This is a genomic window from Streptomyces sp. NPDC058964, from assembly GCF_042741275.1.
Classification (GTDB): Bacteria; Actinomycetota; Actinomycetes; order Streptomycetales; family Streptomycetaceae; genus Streptomyces.
Genome location: NZ_JBHYKH010000102.1, coordinates 3120 through 21871, shown reverse-complemented (window position 1 = coordinate 21871; position 18752 = coordinate 3120). Strand labels below are relative to the sequence as shown.

Genomic DNA, 18752 nt, shown 5'->3' with positions numbered 1-18752 from the left:
CCGGGGCGCCCCACAATCGGTCTGTCCGGCAAGTTCGCGGCCGTCGACGAGTACCTCACCGGCCGCGAGAACCTGCAGATGGTGGGCCGGCTCTACCAGATGGGCGGGAAGGCGGCGAAGGCCCGCGCGGTGGAGCTGCTGGAGCAGTTCAACCTCACGGACGCCGCCGACCGCCCCGCCAAGACCTATTCCGGAGGCATGCGCCGCCGGCTCGACCTCGCGGCCGCACTCGTGGTGTCGCCGCCCGTGATGTTCATGGACGAGCCGACGACCGGACTCGACCCGCGCAACCGCCAGCAGCTGTGGGAGGTCATCAAACAGCTGGTCTCCGGCGGTACGACGCTGCTGCTCACCACCCAGTACCTCGAAGAGGCCGACCACCTGGCGCACGAGATAGCCGTCGTCGACCACGGCCGGGTCATCGCCAAGGGCACCTCCGACCAGCTCAAGGCCCGCACCGGCGGCGAACGCGTCGAGGTCGTCGTGCACGACCGCGAGGACATCGCGACCGCCACGGAGGTGCTGCGCGGCTTCGGCAAGGGCGACACCACGGTCGAGGAGCACACGCGCAAGCTGACCGTCCCCGTCGCCGGCGGCGCCAAGCTGCTGGCCGAGGTCATCCGGGAACTGGACACGCGCGGCATCGAGATCGACGACATCGGACTGCGCCGCCCCACCCTCGACGACGTCTTCCTGTCCCTGACGGGACACGTGGCCGAGGAGAAGGCCGAGGAGAACGGCAGTGCGAAGAAGACCGGCGACCGCAAGAAGAGCAAGGAGAGCGCGAAGTGAGTGCCGCCACCGACACCGTGCCGGCCGCGGCACCGTCCAACCCCGTCACCCAGTCCGTCCGTGACTCGCTGATCGTCGCCCAGCGCAACCTGATCCGCATGTCACGGATTCCGGAGATGGTCATTTTCGGCCTCATCCAGCCGATCATGTTCGTGGTGCTGTTCACCTACGTGTTCGGCGGATCCATGAAGATCGGCACCAGCACCAGCGCGGTCGACTACAAGAACTTCCTGATGGCAGGCATCTTCGCGCAGACCGTCACATTCGCCACCGCCAGCTCCGGCGCCGGCATCGCCGACGACATGCACAAGGGCCTCATCGACCGCTTCCGCTCACTGCCCATGGCCCGCGGGGCGGTGCTCACCGGGCGCACCCTCGCCGACCTGGTACAGACGGCGCTGACCCTGCTCGTCCTCGCGGTCGTCGCCGTGCTGGTCGGCTGGCGCGTGGGGACCTTCGGGGACACCAACGCCGCCCGGGTCCTCGGCGCCTTCGGCCTGCTGCTCCTGCTCGGATACGCGTTCACCTGGATCGGCGCACTGATCGGGCTGACGGTCCGCACCCCGGAGGCGGCCACCTCCGGAGGGCTGATCTGGCTCTTCCCGGTGACCTTCATCTCCAACGCGTTCGTGGACACCAGCCACATGACCCCGTGGCTGCGCCATGTCGCGGAGTGGAACCCGTTCAGCGCCACGGTCCAGGCGTGCCGTGTACTGTTCGCCAACCCCGGCCAGTCCCATTCGGACGCCTGGCCCATGCAGCACCCGGTCTGGGCCTCGCTGATCTACTCGGTCCTGATCGTCGTCGTATTCCGCACCCTGGCGGTGCGGAAGTACCGCTCGGCCACGGCATGACGGAGCCCCCGGCGTCACCAGGACGCCGGGGGCTCGCCGGGACACCGTGGGGCGGGATCAGCCCGAGTACGGCTCGGCCTTCAGGATCCTCACCGAGGCCTTCTTGCCGTTGGGCAGCTCGTACTCCGCGTCCTCGCCGACCTTGTGGCCGATCACGCCGGAGCCCAGCGGGGACTGCGGGGAGTACGTCTCGATGTCGGCGCTCGCGTACTCGCGGGAGGCGAGCAGGAACGTCATGGTGTCGTCCTCGTCACCGTCGAAGGCGATCGTCACGACCATGCCGGGCGCCACGGCACCGTCCGCGGAGGCCGGGGCCTCACCGACCTTGGCGTTCTCGAGAAGCTGGGTCAGCTGGCGCACACGGAGCTCCTGCTTGCCCTGCTCCTCCTTGGCCGCGTGGTACCCGCCGTTCTCGCGCAGGTCGCCCTCCTCGCGCGCGGCCGCGATCTTGGCGGCGATCTCCGTGCGCGCAGGACCAGACAGGTACTCCAGCTCGGCCTTGAGCTGGTTGTACGCCTCCTGGGTCAGCCAGGTGACGTTCTCGCTGGTCTGGGTCACAGGTGCTCCTCGTCGGTACTGGGAATACAAAGCATCGCCCTACCCAGAAGAATGTTCCTTCACGGATGGGCGAAACCACGAGCCTAACAATTCAATGGCCAAAGGGGGAGGACATAAGCCATCAGAATTACGTCAACGCAGGTCAGGCGCTACGTGACAAGAGTGACGTCAGCCGGCGTGGCACCCGAGCAGCTCGGCCGTCGTGCCTCTGGCCGTCGTACGCAGAGTGACGACCTTGTCGATGCTCGTGGCCGACCCGGCGAACCGGAAGTCCGCCCGGCCCACCTCGGAGCCGTCCCCGCCCTGGGAGCGCAGGGTGCAGTAGCCGTCGGCGCCGGCGTCCTTGTGGACCTCCAGATGCACCTCGACCGCGTCGTCCGAGGCCTTGAAGGCGATCACCTGCGCACTGATCTCGTTCTGCCCGACGTAGTGGTAGGCGAAGTAGCCGACCAGCGCCAGCAGGGCCGCGCCGAGGGCGGCCCCGGCGACCCTGAGCCTGCGGTCCGCGCGCTCGTCCGAGGAACGCCCGTATCGCCCCTCGAGCGGCCGCGTACTCGCCGTACTCATGATCGTCCTCTCGGCAGCGACGGGACGTACGTCCCGAAAGGGGCTCCGGGCCGGACCCCGGAATTATTCGCCCCCCGATTCGGTCACTATAGAAGCCCCCGCCCGCTGCCCGACCGCCACCCCTCAACGCCGTCCCTGCGGGACGGCCCCCATCGAAATGCACCCGAAGACACCGGGCGCCGACTTACCGAGGATTGAGTCTTGACTGACCAGCTGCGACTGATGGCCGTTCACGCGCACCCCGACGACGAGTCGAGCAAGGGCGCGGCCACCATGGCGAAGTACGTGTCCGAGGGGGTGGACGTGCTGGTGGTGACCTGCACGGGCGGCGAGCGCGGCTCCATCCTCAACCCGAAGCTCCAGGGCGACAAGTACATCGAGGAGCACATCCACGAGGTACGCAAGAGGGAGATGGACGAGGCCCGCGAGATCCTCGGCGTCAGGCAGGAGTGGCTCGGCTTCGTCGACTCCGGCCTGCCCGAGGGCGACCCGCTGCCCCCGCTGCCGGAGGGCTGCTTCGCCCTGGAGGACGTCGACAAGGCGGCCGGCGAGCTGGTGAAGCAGATCCGCTCCTTCCGTCCCCAGGTGATCACCACCTACGACGAGAACGGCGGCTACCCGCACCCCGACCACATCATGACCCACAAGATCTCCATGGTGGCGTTCGAGGGTGCGGCGGACACCGAGAAGTACCCGGAGTCCGAGTTCGGCGCCGCCTACCAGCCGCTCAAGCTCTACTACAACCAGGGCTTCAACCGCCCCCGCACCGAGGCGCTGCACAACGCGATGCTCGATCGCGGCCTGGAGTCGCCGTACGGGGAGTGGCTCAAGCGCTGGAAGGAGTTCGAGCGCACCGAGCGCACGCTCACCACGCACGTCCCGTGCGCCGACTTCTACGAGATCCGTGACAAGGCGCTGATCGCCCACGCCACGCAGATCGACCCCGACGGCGGCTGGTTCAAGGTGCCCATGGAGCTCCAGAAGGAGGTCTGGCCGACCGAGGAGTACGAGCTCGCGAAGTCCCTCGTCGATACCTCCCTCCCCGAGGACGACCTCTTTGCGGGCATCCGCGACAATGCCTGACATGAGCGCGAGCCTTGCACTGACGCACCTCGTCCCCCTCGCCAAGGAGGTCGACGAGAACAAGGTCACCCCCGGCGTCCTCGGCTTCATCGTCTTCGCGGTGATGGCCCTGGCCGTATGGGGCCTGATGAAGTCCATGAGTAAGCACATGCGGAAGGTCGACTTCGAGGAGGCCCCGGACCCCAAGGCGGAGTCCGGGACCACCACGGCCGAGCCCGAGGCGCAGCGGGGCTGACCGGGATCACTGCCTGGCCGGCACCGGGACTCCCATGACCTCCCGGGCGTGCCGGTCCGGCACCATCCCCAGGCGCCACGCCTGCCAGCCCGCCTCGAGGCTCACGCCGCGCTCCAGCAGCAGCCGGTAGGCCGCGGCGTAGTCGTCCAGCTTCTCGTCGCGGGCGGGATGGCCGCTACGGGCGAGCCGGTCCAGCTCCTCCAGGGCGACCGCCGTGCCGACCTCCACGCCACCGGGCGCGGCGTAGGCCAGCAGGGTGCAGCGCAGAAAGCGCGCCCAGTCCTCGCCGCGCCGGTCGCCGTAAGAGGTGAACAGGCCGATCGCCTCGTCGCACAGGGCGAGGGCCTGCTGGGTGCGGGCGTTGCCCGCGTCCACGACCGCCAGCTCCAGGCACGTCCACGCCTCGCCGTGGGCGACACCGATGCGCTGGAAGTCGGCGCGGGCGTCGACGAGGAGCTGCCGGGCGAACCCCGAGTTCCGCAGCGAGCCGGTCCGGGCCGCACGCTGGTCCCTGGTCACCCGGGCCGAGTGGTGGCGGGCACAGGCCAGTCCGTAGACGTCGCGCATGCGCGAGAACATCGTGCGGGAACGCTCCAGCTCGCGGACCGACGAGTCCAGGTCGCCCGTCTCCTCCAGCGCCTGGCCGAGGTAGTAGACGCTCCAGGCCTCGCCGCGCGCGTCCTCGTTGTCGCGGTGCCGGGCGGCCGCCCGGCGCAGGCCGTCCACGGCCGGCGAGGCGTCCCCGTCGACGAGCCGGGCGCGGGCCAGCTGGGTCAGGGCCCAGGCCTCGCCGCGGGCGTCACGGGTACGGCCGTAGCGGTCCAGGGCGGCCTGCAGTTCTCTCTCGGCGCGCGGCACGTCCCCCATGCGCAGCCCCAGCTGACCCAGCTGGAAGTGGGCCCAGGCCTCGCCGTGCACGGATCCGCCCTCGCGGTGCAGGACCAGGGACCGGGTGAGCAGGTCCAGGGCCTCCGGCAGCCGGGCGCGGTCGCGCTGGACCGCGGCCAGCGCGTGCATCGTCCAGGCCCGGTCCGTCGCCAGCTCGGGTGCCGCCTGCAGGTCCAGGGCCTCCTGCAGCTTCGCCGCCGCCTCGGTGAGGTTGCCCTGGTGGTGCAGCGTGATGCCCAGCGAGCACAGGGCACGGGCGGCGCCCGCGTCGTGGTGCGCCTCCATGTAGAGATCGACGACCGAGGCCAGGGTCGTCCGGGCCGTGTCCAGTTCGCCCAGCTGACGGGCCGCAATACCGGTGCGCCACTGCACCGAGCGGACCAGCAGGCCCTGGTCGACGGCCTGCGCCAGCTCGCTGATCTCACCGAGGCGGTAGAGGTCGCCACGCAGCAGGCAGTAGTCGCACAGCGCGCCCAGCAGGTTCAGCACGGCCGACTGGTTCACGCCCTCCGCCTGGCGCAGGGCCGCGGTGATGAAGCTCGACTCGTCGTCCAGCCAGCGCAGCGCCTCGTCGAGGGAGGTGAAGCCGTGCGGGCTGAAGCGGTCGGAGCGGGTCGACATGTTGCCGTCGACCAGGCGGAGCACCGAGTCGGCGAGTTCCGCGTAGCTCACGATCAGGCGCTCCTGTGCCGCCGTGCGTTCGGCGGGGTCCTCCTCGTCCAGGAGGCGGGCCTGGGCGAAGGCGCGGACCAGATCGTGCAGCCGGTAGCGGCTGCCGCGGACCCGGTCGACCAGGCCCGCCTGCGCGAGGGTCACCAGATGGCGGGTCGCCTCCGGTTCCTCGGTGGCGAGCAGGGCGGCGGCGGCCGCCGTACCGAGGGAGGCCCGGCCGACGATGGCGAGTCTTCTCAGCAGCCGGCGTGCGGTCTCGGACTGGTCGGTGTAGCGCAGCCACAGCACCCGCTCGACGGGCTCCACCGGGCCGTACGCGGCCAGGTCGGTGGCCAGTCCGCGCGGTGACCGCGGCCCGAGGGACGAGCCGGCGACGCGCAGCGCCAGCGGCAGCCCGCCGCACAGCTCCCTGATCCGCTCGGCCGATTCGGCGTCGTAGGGCCCCGACGCGTCCTGCGCGGCCGCGCCCAGCAGTTCCTCCGCGCCCGCCGCGTCGAGCGCCTCGACGGACAGTTGGTGCACCCAGGCCGGGAGGTCCGCGGGCAGGTCGAGGGGTTTCCGGGCGGTGACCAGGACCAGGCTGTCGGACCGCTCGGGGACCAGGGCGCGTACCTGCGCGGGGTCCGAGGCGTCGTCCAGCACGATCGTCACCGCGAGGCCGGTCAGATGCTGGTGGTACAGCTCGCCCAGCCGCTTGACCTGCTGGTCGGGGGAGGAGCGCTCGCGGAACAGGAGCTGTTCGCGGGGCGCGCCGAAGCGGTTGAGCAGATGCAGCAGGGCGTCGCGGGTGGACAGCGGAGGCTCCTCGCGGCTGTCGCTGCGGAGGCTGACGACGACGGCGCCGCGGAAGTGGTCCCTGAGGTCGTGCGTGGCGTGGACGGCGAGCGCGGTGCGGCCGGAGCCCGGCGGACCGTGCAGCACGACCACCGTCGGCCGGGTCTCGGTGGTCGCCCTGGCCGCCTGGGCCCACTGCCGGATCCGCGCCAGCTCCTGTCTGCGGCCCGCGAACGGGCCCTCAGGTTGGGGGAGTTGGTCGAACGACTGTTCCAGTGCCGTGCGCCTGCGGGCCGCCGCGCTCTTGTCCGAGCCGCGCAGCTGAGGGCCCGACTTCTTGGGGCCGGTGGCAGCGCTGAGGACCCGCTGCTGGTCGAGGAACGGGCGGATGCCGCGCACCTCCAGGGCCGTGAGCCACTGCAGGCGCAGCTGCTCGGGGCCGCCCGGCTGGCCGGCCGCTCCCGCGCGATGGTGGGCGGCCGGCAGATGGGAGCCGGCGACCTTCACGACGGTGGCGGCGGCTCCCACGACGCCCACGACCGCGCCCGCGCCGAGCGCGGTGCCCGTGCCGGTGCCGAGAATGAGGTCGGCGACGGCTGCGGCGACCGCGGCGACACCGGCCACCAGCAGGGGAGTTCCGGCGCCCTCGCGCGCGTAGCGCTGTCCGAAGGTGAGCCGGCCGGCCTCCGTCCGGTCCAGGGCGCGCGCGTAGGCCTCGTACTCCTCCGCGGCCGACTGAGCCATGGCGTCCAGCGCGCCGCGCGTCCGCGACAGCAGTACCTGAGCGTCGACGCGCCCGCCCGAGCGCCGCACCTCCTCCTCCACGGCCCGGACCACCAGCCGCTCGGCCTCCGCCCGATGGCTGTCCCGCATGTCCCGTCCCCCTCCGGCGGCCAACTCCTGTACCTACGAGTGTCCTTCGGGGGAGGCGGGAGCGCGAGAGGGCCGACGATCACACAGGGCCAGGAAGGCACAGACGCCGGCGAGCGCGGTCTCCGCCACCGCGCAGGCCGCGGCCAGCGCCAGCGCAGGGCCCGACTGGGCGGTGGTTATGTCGAACCAGGCGTCGAGCACCGCCACGGAGGCGGTCGCGGAGGAGGTCAGACGTGCCCGGGAGTCGCCGCGCAGGCCGAGCAGGGCAGTGGTGGCGCAGCCGGCGGCCATGAGGACGTCCAGGCCGATCCAGGCGAGCGACCAGTGCCGGACCTCGGTGTTCGCCGGGAGGGTCAGACCGAGCACCACCATCCAGGGCACGAGCAGTACGGCGGCGGCGCCGAGCAGGATCAGGGTCCATTTCGTTCGCATGCCTCGACCGTAGACCGCAGAGAAAGTTCTGCAAAGAAAATTCTGCAGAAATCCTTCTGTGGTAGGAGACCGAAGCGATACCGTTGCGGCATGACCGAGATGACCAGCGCCGAGCGCACCGCTCTGTACAAGTCCCTCGGCAACCCCCTGCGCCGCCGGATCCTCGACTACCTGGGCCGGCACGGCGAGGCGAACTCCACCGTGCTCGCCCGCGAGTTGGGGGAGAGTTCCGGCACGACCAGCTACCACCTGCGCAAACTCGCCGAGCAGCGCCTGATCGAGGAGATCCCGGAGAAGTCCGGCGGCCGCGAGCGCTGGTGGCGGACGCTGCCCTTCGAGCACACGGCACCCGACCCGGCCACGATGTCCCGGGACGAGTACGCGGCCGCGGAACAGCTCGCCCTGCTGAAGATCGAGGTCGACACCAGGCTGTTCCGCCGCGCTCACGAGGAGTACCGGGGCCCGCGGGGCTGGGCCCAGGTGCAGCGCACGGGCACCTGGATGACCAAGCAGGACCTGCACGAGTTCGTGCGCGCCTACCGGGACCTTCTCGACCGTTACGGCCACTCCCCGGAGGACGCCCCCGAGGGGGCGCGCCGGGTGGATCTGCGCTTCTACGCCGCCCCCGAGGCCGTGGGAGAGTGGAACGGTGAACCGACTGGCCCATGAGACGTCCCCGTATCTGCTCCAGCACGCCGACAACCCCGTCGACTGGTGGCCCTGGTCGGCCGAGGCCTTCGACGCGGCCCGGAAGGCGGACAGACCCGTCCTGCTGAGCGTCGGCTATTCGAGCTGCCACTGGTGCCACGTCATGGCGCACGAGTCCTTCGAGGACACGGCCACCGCCGACTACCTGAACGAACACTTCGTCAGCATCAAGGTCGACCGCGAGGAACGCCCCGACGTCGACGCCGTCTACATGGAGGCAGTCCAGGCGGCCACCGGCCAGGGCGGCTGGCCCATGACCGTGTTCCTCACCCCGGACGCCGAGCCCTTCTACTTCGGCACCTACTTCCCGCCCGCCCCCCGGCACGGCATGCCGTCCTTCCGGCAGGTGCTGGAGGGGGTCCGGCAGGCGTGGAGCGACAGGCGCGACGAAGTCACGGAGGTCGCCGGGAAGATCGTGCGGGACCTGGCCGGGCGGGAGATCGACTACCAGACCGCGCACCTCCCCGGCGAGGAGGACCTCGCCCGCGCGCTGCTCGGGCTCACCCGTGAGTACGACCCGCAGCGCGGCGGATTCGGCGGCGCGCCGAAGTTCCCGCCGTCGATGGTGATCGAGTTCCTCCTCAGGCACCACGCGCGGACCGGTGCCGAGGGGGCCCTGCAGATGGCGCAGGACACCTGCGAGCGCATGGCCCGCGGCGGTATCTACGACCAGCTCGGCGGCGGCTTCGCCCGGTACTCCGTCGACCGCGACTGGGTCACTCCGCACTTCGAGAAGATGCTCTACGACAACGCCCTGCTCTGCAGGGTCTACGCCCACCTCTGGCGGTCCACCGGTTCCGGGCTCGCCCGCCGTGTCGCCCTGGAGACCGCGGACTTCATGGTCCGCGAACTGCGCACAGAACAGGGCGGTTTCGCCTCGGCCCTGGACGCCGACAGCGACGACGGCACGGGCAGGCACGTCGAGGGCGCCCACTACGTCTGGACACCCGGCCAGCTCCGCGAGGTCCTCGGGGACGACGCCGAACTCGCCGCTCACTACTTCGGGGTGACGGAGGAGGGCACCTTCGAGCATGGGCAGTCCGTCCTCCAACTCCCCCAGCACGACGGTGTGTTCGACGCGGAGAAGATCGCCTCCATCCGGGAGCGGCTGCTGCGCGCCCGGGGTGAGCGCCCCGCCCCGGGCCGTGACGACAAGGTCGTCGCCGCCTGGAACGGGCTCGCCGTCGCCGCGCTCGCCGAGACCGGCGCCTACTTCGACCGCCCTGACCTGGTCGAGGCCGCGGTCGGCGCCGCCGATCTCCTCGTACGGCTGCACCTGGACGACCGTGCCCAGCTGGCCCGCACCAGCCGGGACGGCAGGGCGGGCGCCAACGCGGGCGTGCTGGAGGACTACGCCGACGTCGCCGAGGGCTTCCTGGTGCTGGCGTCGGTGACCGGGGAAGGAGTGTGGCTCGAGTTCGCGGGACTGCTGCTCGACCATGTGCTGACCCGTTTCACCGACCCGGACAGCGGCGCGCTGTACGACACCGCCGCCGACGCGGAGCGGCTCATCCGGCGGCCGCAGGACCCGACCGACAACGCCACCCCGTCCGGCTGGACGGCCGCCGCGGGGGCCCTGCTGAGCTATGCCGCCCAGACCGGGGCCGAGCCCCATCGCGCCGCAGCCGAAAGGGCGTTGGGCGTGGTGAAGGCGCTAGGGCCGCGCGTGCCGCGGTTCATCGGCTGGGGGCTCGCCGTCGCCGAGGCGCTGCTCGACGGCCCGCGCGAGGTGGCGGTCGTGGGTCCGGCGCTCGACGACGAGGCGGCGAGGAGCCTGCACCGTACGGCGCTTCTGGGCGCGGCTCCCGGCGCGGTGGTGGCGTTCGGGGCCGCGGGAAGCGACGAGTTCCCGCTCCTCGCCGACCGGCCGCTGATCGACGGCGCGCCGGCCGCGTACGTCTGCCGTAACTTCACGTGCGATGCCCCGACGACCGACCCCGAGCGGCTGCGCGCCGCGTTGAACAGCTGAAAGGGCATCGAACCAACTGCCCTAAACGTTACTAGCGTTCGAATTACTCACCGAGGACATGCATTGTGGTGAAACACGCTCTTCACTGAAAAGGTGTGCGCGCTTCACAGATCACCCATAATCTCTCCTTCGTGACGCGACGGGTGGGGTGCCACGTCGCGCCGGGGGGATTTGGGATCTGGGGGGATCTTTTTTGCTGACGTCTGTCTTCATCGCTGCCGTCTCGCTGGCCCTGTTCTGGATGGCTGCCTTCACCTTGTGGTGGCAGATGCACGCGTGGCGCACGCCCGAGGTGCTCGCCTCCACCCGGTTCAGCAGACCGGACGGGGACGAGCATCTGTCGTTCTCGCTGCTGCTGCCGGCGCGGCACGAACAGGCCGTGCTGGACCACACCATCCAGCGGCTGCTGGAGTCCACGCACACCGACTTCGAGATCATCGTGATCGTGGGGCACGACGACCCCGAGACCACGGCGGTGGCCGAGAGGGCCGCCGAGCGCGACCCGCGCGTCCGTGTGGTCGTCGACACCCACGAGAAGAAGAACAAGCCCAAGGCCATGAACACGGCGCTGCCGCACTGCCGCGGTGACGTCGTCGGGGTCTTCGACGCGGAGGACCAGGTCCACCCGGAGCTGCTCGCCCACGTCGACCACGCCTTCCGCACCACCGGGGCGGACGTCGTCCAGGGCGGTGTCCAGCTCATCAACTTCCACTCCAGCTGGTACAGCCTGCGCAACTGCCTGGAGTACTTCTTCTGGTTCCGCTCCCGGCTTCACCTGCACGCGCAGAAGGGCTTCATCCCGCTCGGCGGCAACACCGTCTTCGTACGCACGGACGTGCTCAGGGAGGCCGACGGCTGGGACCCCAACTGCCTCGCCGAGGACTGCGACCTGGGCGTGCGGCTGTCCAGCGTCGGCAAGAAGGTCGTCGTCGCCTACGACTCCGACATGGTCACCCGTGAGGAGACCCCGGGCTCGCTGATGTCGCTGCTGAAGCAGCGCACCCGCTGGAACCAGGGATTCCTGCAGGTCTACCGGAAGAAGGACTGGAAGCAGCTCCCCGGTTTCGGGCAGCGGCTGCTCGCCCGCTACACGCTGATGACGCCGTTCCTGCAGGCCTTCTCCGGAGTCGTCATCCCGCTCAACGCCGCCGTGGCGCTCTTCCTGGACGTCCCCGTCGGGGTCGCCTTCCTCACCTTCCTGCCGCTGGTCACCGCCGCCGTCACCTTCGTCTTCGAGGTGGTCGGGCTGCACGACTTCGGCAAGCAGTACGGACTCCGTGTTCGCCTCGTCCACTACGTGAAGCTGATCGTGGGCGGCCCCTTCTACCAGGTCCTCCTCGCAGGGGCCGCCATCCGCGCCGTATGGCGTGAACAACGCGGCCGCAACGACTGGGAGTTGACCAGCCACGTCGGCGCGCACCTCACCGCGGCCGAGACGATCCGAGAGGACGTTCCTGCGTGACCTCCACCCTTCCCGCGGTGACCACTCCCAAGGTCCCCGCGCAGCGCCGGCCTGTGCCACAAGAGCGTTCGACCGGTCGAACGAGTCCGCCGCTGCGACTCCGTTCCTCCCGTCCCGACCTGCTCCTGTGCGGAGCGCTCCTCCTGGCGATCCTCGTCGTCCAGGGCTGGAACATCGCCGACTACCCGACCCTCAGCGACGACGAGGGCACCTATCTCGCCCAGGCCTGGGCCGTGCAGCAGGGCAAGGGCCTGGCCCACTACACCTACTGGTACGACCACCCGCCGCTGGGCTGGATCCAGATCGCGCTGCTCACCTGGATCCCGTCCGCGGTCAGCCCGGGTTCGATGAACGTCGGCAGCATGCGCATCGCGATGCTGGCGGTCAGCGCCGTCAGCGCGGTCCTCGTGTACGTCCTCGGACGGCGGCTGTCCCTGCCCCGCTGGGCGGCCGGACTGGGCATGGTGCTCTTCGGCCTCTCGCCGCTGGCGGTCGTCCTGCAGCGGGAGATCTTCCTCGACAACATCGCCGTGATGTGGCTGCTGCTGGCGTTCTGCCTCGCCGCCTCGCCCAGCCGCCACCTCTGGCACCACTTCGGCGCGGGCCTCGCGGCCGCCGCGGGCGTGCTCACCAAGGAGACGATGCTCGTCGTCCTGCCCGCCCTGCTCGTCACCATGTGGCGCCACGGTCACCGCGACACCCGCAAGTTCGCCCTCACCGGGGCCGTCACGGCCTGTGCCCTGGCCGGCTTCTCGTACCCGCTCTTCGCCCTCCTCAAGGGCGAGCTGCTGCCGGGCAGCGGCCACGTGTCGCTCTGGGACGGCATCAAGTACCAGATGTCCAGGCCGGGTTCGGGCTTCATCCTGGACACCGGGTCCGGCTCGTACGGGGTGCTCCACTCCTGGCTGTACTACGACCGGGTCCTGCCCCTCGGCGGCCTCGCCGGGGCGCTCCTGCTGCTCGTCACCTGGCGCTGGTCGGTCACCGCCCGCGCCCTCGCCGGACCGGCCCTGGCGGTGGCGATCCTGGCCCTGGTGGCCATGCGGCCCAATGGCTACCTGCCCGCCATGTACATCATCGGCGCCCTGCCCTTCCTCGCGCTGGTCCTCGCCGGGGGCGCCGCCTCCGTCGCCCACGCCGTGCTGCGCAGATGGCGGTCCCGGGGCGAGAACCGCTATGTCACCGGCGGCCGGTACGCCCTCGCCGCCGTCCTCGCCCTCGCCGCCGGCGCCTATGTCGTACCGCACTGGTACGACGGCGACCGCACCGCCGTCACCGCCGACGCCAACGCCTCCTACCGGCAGGCCTCGAGGTGGCTCGGCAGCGAGGTGCGCGACCCGAAGCACACCCGGGTCCTCGTCGACGACGCGTTGTGGCTGGACCTGGTCCACCACGGCTACCAGCCGGGGCTCGGCGCCATCTGGTTCTACAAGGCCGACCTCGACCCGGCCGTGACCAGGACCATGCCGCACGGCTGGAAGGACATCGACTACGTGGTCGCCTCGCCGACGGTGCGGCGCGACGCCCGCGACCTGCCCAACGTCAGGGCCGCGATCCAGCACTCCACCCCGGTCGCCACCTTCGGCACCGGACCCGACCGCATCGAGATCCGGCAGATCCGGGCGGAAGCCGCCGGAGGCGAGCGATGAGCGAGTACACCGTTCCGGGCGAGCTGGGCGATCCGGCCGTCCAGGGCGCCGAGGTGGCCGAGCCCGGTGCCGTCACCATCGTCGTGCCGACCTTCAACGAGTCCGCGAACATCCGGCAGCTGCTGCACCAGATCACCGAGTCGGTGCCCGCCCGGCTGCCCTGCGAGGTCGTCTTCGTGGACGACTCCACCGACGACACTCCCGACGTCATCCGGCAGGCCGCGCAGGACTGCCCGTTCCCGGTGACCGTGCTGCACCGCGAGGAGCCGGTGGGCGGACTCGGCGGGGCGGTCGTCGAGGGGCTGCGGTCGGCCGCCTCGGAGTGGATCGTGGTGATGGACGGCGACTGCCAGCACCCGCCGTCCCTGGTACCGGAGCTGGTGGCCACGGGCGAACGCGCGAACGCGGGACTCGTCGTCGCCTCCCGGTACATCAAGGGCGGCAGCAGGGCCGGGCTCGCCGGCAGTTACCGGGTCGCCGTCTCGCGCGGTGCGACCTGGCTGACCAAATCGCTCTTCCCGCGCAGACTGCACGGCATCAGCGACCCGATGAGCGGCTTCTTCGCCATCCGGCGCAGCGCGGTCACGGCCGACGTGCTCAAGCCGCTCGGCTACAAGATCCTGCTGGAACTCGCCGTACGGAGCAGGCCGCGCGCGGTCGCCGAGGTGCCGTTCGTCTTCCAGGACCGGTTCGCGGGCGAGTCCAAGTCGACCGCGCAGGAGGGCTTCCGTTTCCTGCGCCACCTGGTCGGTCTGCGCACCGCCTCACCGATCGCCCGCATGGTCGGCTTCGGTCTGATCGGCGCCACCGGCTTCGTGCCCAACCTGGTCGGCCTGTGGGCGCTGACCGTCCTCGGCATGCACTACGTCCCCGCCGAGATCCTGGCCAACCAGCTCGGCGTCGCCTGGAACTTCCTGCTGATCGAGCACCTGCTCTTCCGTGACCGGCGTGCGCACCGCCGCTGGTGGGACCGCGTCGGCCGGTTCGCGCTGCTCGCCAACGCCGACCTGGTGCTGCGCATCCCGCTGATCGCGCTGCTCGTCGACCGGTTCGGGATGGGGGCCCTGCCCGCCACCGCGCTCGCGCTGGTGACGACCTTCGTCCTGCGCTTCGTCGGTACCGAAGCGCTGGTCTACCTCCCGCGCCGCCGCGGCGGGAGTCGTGCCACAGCAAGGAGAGCCGTGTGAACATGCACCGAAGGAGAACGGCACTGGTCGGGGTGGGGGCCCTGACCGCCGGGCTCCTCCTCACCTCACCGCAGTCCGCGCAGGCCGCCAACCTCGTCAAGAACGCCGGCTTCGAGACGGCCGGCACGGACGACATGCCGTACTGCTGGGAGAAGTCCGGCTGGGGGAACAACGACTTCGGCTTCGCCACCGTCTCCGACGCCCACTCCGGTGCCAAGGCCATGAAGGTCACCCTCACCCGGCGCGTGGACGGCGACCGCAAGGCGCTGATCACCGAGTCGGCGGAGTGCGCGCCGGGGGTGACGGCGGGCAAGCAGTACGACCTGTCCCTCTGGTACAAGTCGACGACACCCGACACCTCCGTGACGCTCTTCCGGCACGACACGGCGGCGGGCTGGCAGTACTGGACCGATCTCAAGACCCTGGACATGGCCTCGGCCTACACCCAGGCGACGGTCCGCACGCCCGAGGTCCCGGCCGGCACCGACCGCATCACCTGGGGTGTGTCGGTGTACGGCACAGGCTCGGTGACCACCGACGACTACAGCATGGAGCAGGTCCCCGACACGCTCCCGCCCGCCCAGTGCACCGGCACGAACGCCGAGTGCGCCGACGGCAGCTGGTCGGTGCTGCCCACGCAGAACCCGGTCCGCTCCATGCACTCCGTCGTCCTCAACAACGGCAAGGTGCTGCTGATCGCCGGCTCCGGCAACAGCGAGGAGCAGTTCAACGCGGGCACCTTCACCAGCGCGGTGTACGACCCGGCGAACGGCACCTACAAGGTCATCCCGACCCCCAAGGACATGTTCTGCGCAGGTCACATCCAGCTCCAGGACGGGCGTGTGCTCGTCATGAGCGGCAACAAGGCGTATCCGGTGCCGGGCGGGCACGGTTACGAGGGCTTCAAGGACTCGTACATCTTCGACCCGAAGACCGAGACCTACAGCAAGACCAACGACCTGAACGACGGCCACTGGTACCCCTCGGCGACCGAGCTGGGCAACGGTGACGTCATCTCCTTCGGCGGTCTGCGCGAGGACTCGTCCGGCTCGGTGACCACCGAGTACTGGTCGGACAAGGACCAGGCGTGGCAGCCGCTGTGGAAGGTCAACCAGACCTGGTCGTTCTGGGGCCTGTACCCGTCGATGATCCTGATGCAGGACGGCCGCCTCTTCTACACGGGCAGCCATGTCTTCGGCAACAACATCCCGGGCTCGGGATCGGCGGTCTACGACTACGACGCCAACACGATCACGCAGATCCCGGGTCTGCAGAACAAGGACCAGCGCGACCAGTCGGCGAGCGTGCTGCTGCCTCCGGCCCAGGACCAGCGGGTGCTGACCATCGGCGGCGGCAACATCGACTCCAACCCCGACGCCAACCGGCTGACCGACGTCATCGACCTCAAGCAGGCCAACCCGTCGTACGTCGCCGGGCCGCCGCTCCCGCAGGGCACGGTCGACCTCGGCAACGGCAAGGTCCCCGAGACCGGCAACCAGGGCAAGATGTACGTCTCCGTGGTCCTGCTCCCCGACGGCAAGGTCCTGGAGACGGGCGGCGGACTGCACAACCGCGCCAACCCGGTCTACGAGGCCTCGCTCTACGACCCGGACGCGGGCACCTTCGATCCGGTGGCGGCCGACCCCGAGGCCCGCGGCTACCACTCGTCGGCGTTCCTGCTGCCCGACGGCCGGGTGATGGCCACCGGTGACAACCCGGGCAACGGTACCTGGAACCACAACGTGTCGATCTACACCCCGCCCTACCTGTACAAGGGCACCCGCCCGACGATCACCTCGCTGATCAACCAGGAGTGGAAGTACGGCGACACCCAGCGGATCACAGTCGACCGGCCCATCGCCAAGGCGGAGCTGATCCGCCCGGCCGCGGTCACCCACTCCTCCGACCCGAACCAGCGGTTCGTCGACCTCCCTCTCTCGGTGGACGGCAACAACGTCGACCTCAACGTGACGAGCAACCCCGACCTGGCCCCGCCCGGCTGGTACATGCTCTTCGCGGTGGACGCCAACGGTGTGCCGTCGGTGGCGAAGTGGGTGCATTTGCAGGGTCCGGCCGCGCTCGGCGTCACCGACGCCTCCGCGCACGTCCACTCCTTCGCCGACTCGCTGAAGGGCAGGACCACCGGACCCGCCGCGAAGCGGGCCTCGCAGAAGGTCAGTACCACCCTCTCCGGCTGCGACCGGCACTACGGCTCGGTCAACGTCTGTGTGCCGACGGTCTTCCCGCCCCAGGTGAAGAAGACGACCGCGGCCCGCTGCACCTGGCTCAGGCAGAACCACTACGGCCGGCTCAGGATCAACGGCAAGGACGACCCGCTGGGCCTGGACCGCGACAAGGACGGAATCGCCTGCGGTAAGGCTGATGTGCGAAAGCGTTAGCTCCGCCCGCTGAACTCCGCCAGGGCGCGCTCCACGATGGCCTCCAGCTGGTCGTGGTGCGCGCCCTTCCAGTAGGCGCGCCCGCACTCCGTGCACCGGGCGAAGACGTCGTACGACCGCTGCGTCCCGTCCTTCAGCTGGTGCGCCACCTCGTCCTTGGCGGCCTCCTCCAGCAGGCCGTTGCACGCCGTGCAGCGCGTCCAGGGGCGCAGCTCGGGTGCGAACCGGTCGAGGACGTCGCGGAGCTGGTCGTCCGGGCGGGTGCTGTAGACGTAGGCGCCCGCCCACAGCTCGCGGCGGCGCAGCAGGCCGCGGTCGCGGCTGAGCATGACCCGCTTCTCCGCCGCCGAGCGCGTGGCCAGCGCCGGATCCCCGATGTCCGTCGACTCGTACGCCGTGTCCACGCCGAGCAGGCGCAGCCGGCGGGCGAGGGTGCCGAGGTGGACGTCGAGGAGGAAGCGCAGCGGAGCGCCGGGGACCCGCTGGGGCCGCTCGACCGCCCGTACGCTCACGGACTCGCCCGCCGACGGGATGTGCGACACGGGCACCTCGCGGCCGTCCACGACGAGGGCGCCGACCTCCGTCAGCGGGACGCCGAGGGACTCGATGACATGGCCGAGCGTCGAGACGCCGTCGGTGGCGAGCGGAGTGGTGCCGCCACGGCGCGCGTGCGGCACGAACAGCCGGAGCTCGGGGGCGACTTCGACGTGGATCTCGGGTCCGTTCACTCCGTCAGGATGTCACGGCCGAGCGGCGCGGGCTCAGGGGTTTTCCCTGGGCAGGCCGTGCTCCAGGACGTCCAGGGTGCGGTCGACGAGGGTCGCGAAGTCGTCCCGGTGGCCGTTGGCGGCCCAGTACAGGGAGGTCTCCATCAGCCCGCCGACCAGCGACATGGCGTAGACCCGCACCTCCAGGCTCTCCGGGTCGCGTCCGGTGCGCTCGCCGATGGCCCGGCAGAGCATGCGGCCGGTGACCGACATGCTCTCCATCATCCGCGAGCGCACCGCGGGGACCTCCACCATCAGACGGGTCCGCAGCCGGGACACCCTGGCGTCCTCCTCGACGCCCAGCCGGACGGCCTGCCGCATCACGTGGCGGACGGACTCCGTCCAGGGTTCCGACGAGGGCCGCGCCCTCAGCTCCTCCAGCAGGATCGGGTCGTACTCGTCGGTGAGGACGATGTCCTCCTTGGTCGGGAAGTACCGGAAGACGGTCGACGGCGACACCTCGGCCCGCTCGGCGATCTGGTCGATCGTCGTGGCGTCGTACCCCTGCTCCTCGATCAGCCCGTAGGTCGCGGTGCGGATCGCCTCGCGGGTCTTGATCTTCTTCCGCTCGCGGAGCCCCGGGCGGGGGCGGCCGGAGGGGGAGGTGGGTGCTGCCGTCATGGTGGTCATTCTCCGGCATCCGTGACGGGGGTGGCCACGACCGGGGCCTCCTTCCGCACGGCGGGGCGGGCTGCGACTCGGGGCCCGTCCACTCGGCGGTCGGAATTAAATGACAGTAGCTTTCAAAAACTAGATCCTGTCAATGGGAGGCTGGTGTCAGGCATGGAAAAGTGGGGGCGGCGGGCGGCCGCGGGGGCCCGCGAAGGAATGGGGGGGGGGGGGCGACCCGCGAGGGTTGCCCCCCAGGGGGTTTGGCAGGGTA

Annotated in this window: 16 protein-coding genes; 10 read left to right on the top strand and 6 right to left on the bottom strand. The window is 70.5% G+C overall.

The features are described 5' to 3' along the window. Both ACFW2E_RS15555 and ACFW2E_RS15550 read left to right on the top strand, forming a co-directional pair. Positions 1-792 (top strand): ATP-binding cassette domain-containing protein (locus ACFW2E_RS15555; RefSeq protein WP_384466595.1); only part of this gene is annotated, 792 nt, incomplete at its 5' end. Beyond that, positions 789-1646 carry an ABC transporter permease gene (locus ACFW2E_RS15550; protein WP_384466593.1) on the top strand — a complete coding sequence of 286 codons (858 nt, stop codon included), beginning with the start codon at positions 789-791 and terminating at the stop codon, positions 1644-1646. The genes ACFW2E_RS15555 and ACFW2E_RS15550, both read left to right, overlap by 4 nt. Positions 1647-1703: 57 nt before the next feature. On the opposite strand, the gene greA is transcribed toward ACFW2E_RS15550, so the two are convergent. Then, positions 1704-2204 carry a transcription elongation factor GreA gene (gene greA, locus ACFW2E_RS15545; protein ID WP_384466591.1) on the bottom strand — a complete coding sequence of 167 codons (501 nt, stop codon included), beginning with the start codon at positions 2202-2204 and terminating at the stop codon, positions 1704-1706. Between the two features lie 168 nt (positions 2205-2372). After that, positions 2373-2771 carry a DUF4307 domain-containing protein gene (locus ACFW2E_RS15540; RefSeq protein ID WP_384466589.1) on the bottom strand — a complete coding sequence of 133 codons (399 nt, stop codon included), beginning with the start codon at positions 2769-2771 and terminating at the stop codon, positions 2373-2375. Positions 2772-2972: 201 nt separating this feature from the next. On the opposite strand from ACFW2E_RS15540, the gene mca reads away from it, so the two are divergent. Beyond that, positions 2973-3854, top strand: coding sequence for a mycothiol conjugate amidase Mca (gene mca / locus ACFW2E_RS15535; RefSeq protein WP_384466587.1), 882 nt, complete (start codon positions 2973-2975; stop codon positions 3852-3854). A gap of 1 nt (position 3855) precedes the next feature. Then, positions 3856-4089 (top strand): hypothetical protein, encoded by a 234-nt coding sequence (locus ACFW2E_RS15530; RefSeq protein ID WP_384466585.1) that lies wholly within the window; start codon positions 3856-3858, stop codon positions 4087-4089. Between the two features lie 6 nt (positions 4090-4095). Here the strand turns inward: ACFW2E_RS15530 and ACFW2E_RS15525 are convergent, their stop codons facing one another. Together ACFW2E_RS15525 and ACFW2E_RS15520 are read right to left on the bottom strand one after the other, a co-directional pair. Further along, positions 4096-7296, bottom strand: coding sequence for a tetratricopeptide repeat protein (locus tag ACFW2E_RS15525; protein WP_384466583.1), 3201 nt, complete (start codon positions 7294-7296; stop codon positions 4096-4098). 33 nt (positions 7297-7329) lie between these two features. Next, positions 7330-7728: a hypothetical protein gene (locus ACFW2E_RS15520; protein WP_384466581.1), complete on the bottom strand. Its 399-nt coding sequence runs from the start codon at positions 7726-7728 to the stop codon at positions 7330-7332. Positions 7729-7818: 90 nt separating this feature from the next. On the opposite strand from ACFW2E_RS15520, the gene ACFW2E_RS15515 reads away from it, so the two are divergent. From ACFW2E_RS15515 to ACFW2E_RS15490, 6 genes are all read left to right on the top strand, one after another. Next, positions 7819-8397 carry an ArsR/SmtB family transcription factor gene (locus ACFW2E_RS15515; protein ID WP_384466579.1) on the top strand — a complete coding sequence of 193 codons (579 nt, stop codon included), beginning with the start codon at positions 7819-7821 and terminating at the stop codon, positions 8395-8397. Beyond that, positions 8378-10405 carry a thioredoxin domain-containing protein gene (locus tag ACFW2E_RS15510; RefSeq protein WP_384466577.1) on the top strand — a complete coding sequence of 676 codons (2028 nt, stop codon included), beginning with the start codon at positions 8378-8380 and terminating at the stop codon, positions 10403-10405. The genes ACFW2E_RS15515 and ACFW2E_RS15510 overlap by 20 nt, the downstream gene beginning before the upstream one ends. A gap of 193 nt (positions 10406-10598) precedes the next feature. Next, positions 10599-11867 carry a glycosyltransferase gene (locus ACFW2E_RS15505; protein ID WP_384466575.1) on the top strand — a complete coding sequence of 423 codons (1269 nt, stop codon included), beginning with the start codon at positions 10599-10601 and terminating at the stop codon, positions 11865-11867. Next, complete coding sequence (locus tag ACFW2E_RS15500) at positions 11864-13516, top strand: ArnT family glycosyltransferase (protein WP_384466572.1); 1653 nt, start codon at positions 11864-11866, stop codon at positions 13514-13516. Before ACFW2E_RS15505 ends, ACFW2E_RS15500 begins: the two co-directional genes overlap by 4 nt. After that, a complete protein-coding gene (locus tag ACFW2E_RS15495) occupies positions 13513-14703 on the top strand; it encodes a glycosyltransferase (protein WP_384466570.1) in 1191 nt (396 codons plus the stop codon). Before ACFW2E_RS15500 ends, ACFW2E_RS15495 begins: the two co-directional genes overlap by 4 nt. A gap of 2 nt (positions 14704-14705) precedes the next feature. Continuing rightward, complete coding sequence (locus tag ACFW2E_RS15490) at positions 14706-17102, top strand: galactose oxidase-like domain-containing protein (RefSeq protein ID WP_384466597.1); 2397 nt, start codon at positions 14706-14708, stop codon at positions 17100-17102. Here the strand turns inward: ACFW2E_RS15490 and ACFW2E_RS15485 are convergent. Further along, positions 17099-17830, bottom strand: a complete 732-nt coding sequence (locus ACFW2E_RS15485; RefSeq protein ID WP_384466568.1) for a Mut7-C RNAse domain-containing protein — start codon at positions 17828-17830, stop codon at positions 17099-17101. The two genes, ACFW2E_RS15490 and ACFW2E_RS15485, sit on opposite strands and share 4 nt — an antisense overlap. A 33-nt stretch (positions 17831-17863) precedes the next feature. Continuing rightward, on the bottom strand, positions 17864-18499 hold the full coding sequence (locus ACFW2E_RS15480; protein ID WP_384466566.1) for a TetR/AcrR family transcriptional regulator: 636 nt from the start codon (positions 18497-18499) through the stop codon (positions 17864-17866). Positions 18500-18752 lie beyond the last annotated feature (253 nt).

What these genes read in the sequence shown, in the direction of transcription:
- ACFW2E_RS15540 (WP_384466589.1), bottom strand. Translation starts at nt 2,771, where the DNA reads ATGAGTACGGCGAGTACGCGGCCGCTCGAGGGGCGATACGGGCGTTCC.
- ACFW2E_RS15530 (WP_384466585.1), top strand. Translation starts at nt 3,856, where the DNA reads ATGAGCGCGAGCCTTGCACTGACGCACCTCGTCCCCCTCGCCAAGGAG.
- ACFW2E_RS15525 (WP_384466583.1), bottom strand. Translation starts at nt 7,296, where the DNA reads ATGCGGGACAGCCATCGGGCGGAGGCCGAGCGGCTGGTGGTCCGGGCC.
- ACFW2E_RS15520 (WP_384466581.1), bottom strand. Translation starts at nt 7,728, where the DNA reads ATGCGAACGAAATGGACCCTGATCCTGCTCGGCGCCGCCGCCGTACTG.
- ACFW2E_RS15515 (WP_384466579.1), top strand. Translation starts at nt 7,819, where the DNA reads ATGACCGAGATGACCAGCGCCGAGCGCACCGCTCTGTACAAGTCCCTC.
- ACFW2E_RS15495 (WP_384466570.1), top strand. Translation starts at nt 13,513, where the DNA reads ATGAGCGAGTACACCGTTCCGGGCGAGCTGGGCGATCCGGCCGTCCAG.
- ACFW2E_RS15490 (WP_384466597.1), top strand. Translation starts at nt 14,706, where the DNA reads ATGCACCGAAGGAGAACGGCACTGGTCGGGGTGGGGGCCCTGACCGCC.
- ACFW2E_RS15480 (WP_384466566.1), bottom strand. Translation starts at nt 18,499, where the DNA reads ATGACCACCATGACGGCAGCACCCACCTCCCCCTCCGGCCGCCCCCGC.